The organism is Pseudomonas sp. CM25 (assembly GCF_013179705.1).
In the GTDB taxonomy this organism is placed as follows: Bacteria; Pseudomonadota; Gammaproteobacteria; order Pseudomonadales; family Pseudomonadaceae; genus Aquipseudomonas.
Genome location: NZ_JABMCW010000616.1, coordinates 1 through 1606 on the forward strand (window position 1 = coordinate 1; position 1606 = coordinate 1606).

The 1606-nt window shown below is 64.9% G+C and carries 2 protein-coding genes; one reads left to right on the top strand and one right to left on the bottom strand.

What is annotated here, in order from left to right; translation table 11 throughout:
* The coding region (locus HP546_RS30025) for a sulfite exporter TauE/SafE family protein (protein ID WP_172233442.1) at window positions 1–677 on the bottom strand (677 nt) is incomplete at its 3' end.
* Window positions 678–806: 129 nt separating this feature from the next.
* Here HP546_RS30025 and HP546_RS30030 point away from each other — a divergent pair.
* Window positions 807–1553: an NRDE family protein gene (locus HP546_RS30030; protein WP_172233464.1), complete on the top strand. Its 747-nt coding sequence runs from the start codon at window positions 807–809 to the stop codon at window positions 1551–1553.
* The last annotated feature ends 53 nt before the right edge of the window (window positions 1554–1606 follow it).

Here is a 1606-nt window from a genome sequence, read left to right on the forward strand (position 1 = left end):
AACATGCTGGTCACGGCAATGCCGACCAAAGCCGGCAGGTACACGTAACCCACGCTATGGGCCGGCAGATGCTGCTCATGCCAGCCCAGCAGCATGAAACTAAGAGCACTGGCCACGGCGATGGGCAGGCCGCAGGCCGAAGACGTGGCCACCGCCTGCTGCATGGGCAGGCTGCGCCAGGTCAGGAACGGCACAGTCAGCGAACCACCGCCAATGCCGAAAATGGCCGAAGCCCAGCCGATCACTCCCCCGGCGCCGATCAATGCGGGTTTGCCGGGGATGCCACGGCTGGCCTTGGGCTTGAGGTCCAGGGCCATCTGTGCGGCGATGACCAGGGCGAACACGCCGATGATCTTCTGCAGCAGCGGGCCTTGGATCAGCGACGCGGTCTTGGCGCCAACACCGGCCCCCAGCAGGATGCCGAGGGTCATCCAGCCGAAGATCGGCCACTGCACCGCGCCCCTGCGGTGGTGTTCGAGCACGGCATTGATCGAGGTGAAGACGATGGTTGCCAGCGACGTGCCGACTGCCAGGTGGGTCAGCACCGAGGTATCGAAGCCCTGCAGGGTAAAGCTGAACACCAGCACCGGCACGATGATGATGCCGCCGCCCACGCCGAACAGCCCGGCCAGCACGCCCGCGCAGGCGCCCAACAGCAGATAGAGCACGAATTCCATTCGGCGTCCCCGAGAAATCAATCCGGCATGGTAACGGAAGCCAGCCTCGGGGCTCTAGTGAAGTCTGTGTCAGTATGGATCCGCCCAGCCAGTGTGGGTACAGTGGCAAAAAACCCAGAGGCCCGACCGATGTGCCTGATCGTATTTGCCTGGCGGCCGGGGCACGCCCTGCCGCTGATCGTCGCAGCCAACCGCGACGAGTTTCATGCTCGCCCCACCCAAGCCCTGGCGGCTTGGGAGGATGCCCCTGGCGTGTATGCCGGGCGCGACCTGGAGGCCGGCGGTACCTGGCTTGGCGTGGGGCCGCAAGGGCGGTTTGCGGCGCTGACCAATATTCGCGACCCGGGCCAGGTGCTGGGGCCACGCTCGCGTGGTGAGCTGGTGGCGGCGTATCTGCGGGGTGAGCTGGGCGTTGAGGCTTACCTGGACCAGGTGGCCGACCGCCGCGGCCAGTACTCGGGGTTCAACCTGCTAGTGGGTGATGAGCGGCAACTGGGGTACTTGAATGCCCGGCAAGCTACGCCACGCCTGTTGGAGGCTGGGGTTTACGGGCTTTCCAATGCCGGGCTGGACACACCGTGGCCGAAGCTGGTCAAGGCACGTAGCGGGCTGGAGGGGATGCTTGAGACGGCAGATCCGCAGCAGTTGCTGGCATTGCTGGCTGATGGTGAACCCGCGGCTGACGGCGATCTGCCGGACACAGGCGTGGGCCTGGGGACCGAGAAGCTGCTTTCAAGCGTGTTTATTGCCAGCCAGAACTATGGTACCCGGGCGAGTACCGTGCTGATTGTGGATGATCAGGGCAAAAGGCGGCTGATCGAGCGCAGTTTCGGGCCGTTTGGCGGGCATTTGGGGGAAGTTGAGCTGGTGGTCTGAACCTTCGGTGTTGCCTGGGCGGGCCTCTTCGCGGGTGAATCCGCTACCACAGG